This window comes from Desulforamulus aeronauticus DSM 10349, assembly GCF_900142375.1.
Taxonomy (GTDB): domain Bacteria; phylum Bacillota; class Desulfotomaculia; order Desulfotomaculales; family Desulfotomaculaceae; genus Desulfotomaculum; species Desulfotomaculum aeronauticum.
Map to the genome: position 1 here is coordinate 1 of NZ_FRAR01000051.1, position 3044 is coordinate 3044.

Annotated in this window: 3 protein-coding genes and 1 pseudogene; 2 read left to right on the top strand and 2 right to left on the bottom strand. The window is 41.5% G+C overall.

The genetic code is table 11. The features are described 5' to 3' along the window. A pseudogene (locus BUA78_RS19555) lies at positions 1 to 234 on the top strand (hypothetical protein); the annotation flags it as partial. A gap of 227 nt (positions 235 to 461) precedes the next feature. On the opposite strand, the gene BUA78_RS19560 reads toward BUA78_RS19555, so the two are convergent. Both BUA78_RS19560 and BUA78_RS19565 read right to left on the bottom strand, forming a co-directional pair. Next, positions 462 to 1229: a cytochrome b5 domain-containing protein gene (locus BUA78_RS19560; RefSeq protein ID WP_072917893.1), complete on the bottom strand. Its 768-nt coding sequence runs from the start codon at positions 1227 to 1229 to the stop codon at positions 462 to 464. Between the two features lie 54 nt (positions 1230 to 1283). Then, entirely contained in the window at positions 1284 to 1568 is a 285-nt protein-coding gene (locus BUA78_RS19565; protein WP_072917895.1) for a hypothetical protein, read from the bottom strand. Positions 1569 to 1978: 410 nt separating this feature from the next. Between BUA78_RS19565 and BUA78_RS19570 the strand changes: the two genes are divergently transcribed. Continuing rightward, a complete protein-coding gene (locus BUA78_RS19570; RefSeq protein WP_072917898.1) occupies positions 1979 to 2866 on the top strand; it encodes a multicopper oxidase family protein in 888 nt (295 codons plus the stop codon). Positions 2867 to 3044 lie beyond the last annotated feature (178 nt).

The following is a 3044-nucleotide window of genomic DNA, read 5'->3' on the forward strand; positions in this document are numbered from 1 at the left end:
GACCAGCATAAAACCTGGCTGGATCAAGCTGTGAAGGATGGTCAAATCACCGAAGAACAGTCCCAAAACTGGAGTCAGCACTTTGATCAAATGAAGGAATTCCACAGCCAAAATGGCATGGGACCCATGATGAATGGTAACATGATGAATGGTAACATGATGAACATGATGGGCAATGGTTCCGGGATGGGACCTGGCATGATGGGTAATTTCAGTACGCCTGCAAGTAAGTAAATTGCTTTTAAGCACCTTGGACCCTATAAACCCCCAATAAATATTTTAAGCACGAATTCCTGCTTAAGGAGTTCGTGCTTTTTCTTATCTTCTACCGGTATACAATAGCCTTTGACCCCACCTAAGTTTGTTGTAATTGGCTATTCTATAAAGTCCATCGAGAAAAACTCGTCCATTTTATCGCTGGTATAAAAGTATCAAAAACTATATGGTTCTTATACCAAGCCTTATACTAAAACACCAACTAAAGGTAATCCATTCAGGATCATACCTTGTGCTGGATGGCAATTCATAAATTGTGCAGTCACATCCCGACCAGCCATAAGTCCATAATGACTACCACCTTGCCAAGCTGGAACACGAGTTACATCGTAAACCTTCCCACTAACCGCAATATAGGCAGGCATTCCATTGGTTCCGTTGTACTGAGTTAATTGAGCTAAGGTAAATTGCATCTGCCCGTTGCTTTGTTGTGTTTGTACTACTGGCGGATTGGAAAGAAGAGAAAAAAGCATTTGATTGAAGTCAGCTAAGTCGCCTTTCTCATGATTCACTATTTCGGTTAGTGCAATCTTTAAATCTTTATCCTTTGTTTCTTGAATATAACTTTCATACAGGTTGATCGTTTCCATTTCGGTTACTATAGATTCCACAACATAGTCGTAGGTTTTATGCCATCGTATTTCACGTTCGCTTGATGGATAATAATAGGGACCAAACCAAAAGGATGGGGCAGTAGCACTTGTTAAGAATGCCTGCAAATTATGATCGGCAAAGGCCTCTTGTTGTATCGGATCACGCTGTGCGATCAAGTTCAATTCCTGAAGATAATGGAGCATTTCATCGCTGGCCTCATGAGCAAAATATTCCTGATAAGTCATACCGTCCGTAAATGGTTCATTTAGCACCTCTTGGGAAGCTTTCAAATAAAGAGTTACCGCTCGCAAAAGTTCTCTTGCTACTGCATTACGCAAGTTTTCTAAGTCTTTTTGCATTGTAATCACCTCTATACCAATATATGGATATAGGGATGATTTGTTCCTAAGTAGTTAATCAAAAAATGGATTAGACTTATAATTTTCTTTTGATCCACAATATCTAACCTTCAATTTTACATCTCCGTATTTCTTACTTAAACCATCTAATAGCTCTATAAGAAATTGAGCTAGATCCTGAGATGTGCCGACTGAGTAAATCAAAATTTGATTTTCTTCGAGTTGACATTTTTGTAATACTCCGAATTTTTTGGCTTCATTTGCTACCCAGCACTTAATTTCCGTACTGTTTTCAACTCTACCTAAAGAGACTAAGAAACAAACTGCTGATTGGGACAAAATGATCACCTCATACATAACTTGTCACTATTTAGTCTATTCACACTCACCACCGTTAGGTCCCTTGCCTACCTGAATATTTTTTACCACTTGCCAAAATAAAGCCCCCTCTACAAAATTGTTGCTATTCAAAGATGGATAAAACCTTGAAAATGCTAGATTTAAAGGTTTTCTTCACACAATTTCTTCGGTCTTAAAGAGGTATCCCCATACTATAACTGGGTAAAAGCAGCAATATTTTAGAAAAGAGCCTTATCTGAAAACCATCGCAAGCCTTTTTAGCAAATAAGGTGCTGGATTACTCCAACACCTTATCATTTAGGGTTTAGTTTAGAATAAGAAGAAACAGCAGCATAACGGTAGCCAGTTGAACCCTATACCATAGAATAAACAAAAACGGAGTTGATTCTATGATTATCAGCCCTGATGTTCCCAATTTACCCTGTGTGGAAAGAAATGGAGTAAAATACTTTGAACTGGTGGTCGAACCAGTTCAGAGAGAAATACTTCCAGGCTTATTTATGCAAGGCTATGGTTATAACGGTAGCATCCCCGGACCTACCATTCTGGTTTACCCCGGCGACCATGTAAACTTCCGGGTGCACAACCGCCTGCCCGAACCCACCAGCGTCCACTGGCATGGCCTAGATGTCCCCAATATCATGGACGGTGTGCCCGATGTAGAGCCCAGCCCACTTATTCCTCCTGGGAGCTATTTCGATTACAATTTTAAAATCGTTAACCATCCGGGTACCCATATGTATCACACCCACCACAACGCCCTCCGTCAGGAGATGTTGGGTTTGAGCGGAGGCCTAATTATTCAGAATCCCCGTTTGGAGAATGTTCAGCGAGATTACTTCATTATGCTGGGTGAATTTGCTTTACCGGACTTGCCGATGGGCGTGGTAAAGCCCGGTGTTTACCCCATCGACCCGCACAACCACGATTTTAACTTCTTTACCATGAACGGACGTTGCTTCCCCTTCGTAACTTCCCTAGAGGTTTGCAAAGGGGAACGGGTACGGATTCGCTTAGGCAATACACAGGAAATGGCTCACCCCATTCATATTCATGGTCATCAATTTGTGGTAACTGCTGTGGACGGTAACCCCATTCCACCCCCGGCACGCTTGACTCGCAACACCATTTTGGTAGCCTCCGGGGAAACTTGGGATATCGAATTTGTGGCAGACAATCCGGGTATCTGGCCCTTCCACTGTCATATCCCCCATCATATGTCCAATAACATGACCGATCCAGCCGGAGGTATGTTTACAACCATCGTCTATAAGTAATATTGTTTAACTGAATTACATCAGCTTTCATTAGGAACTGGGAATTTTCTCAGTTCCCTTTTTTCGCTTTCCCAGTGGGCAAATATCAACAAAACGTGATATTTATGAAACAGTTTTGTGAAACTCCTTTGTTATAGTAATACCTGTAAGGAACAACAAACACCCCAACGGGAGGTGA

What these genes read in the sequence shown, in the direction of transcription:
- BUA78_RS19570 (WP_072917898.1), top strand. Translation starts at nt 1,979, where the DNA reads ATGATTATCAGCCCTGATGTTCCCAATTTACCCTGTGTGGAAAGAAAT.
- BUA78_RS19560 (WP_072917893.1), bottom strand. Translation starts at nt 1,229, where the DNA reads ATGCAAAAAGACTTAGAAAACTTGCGTAATGCAGTAGCAAGAGAACTT.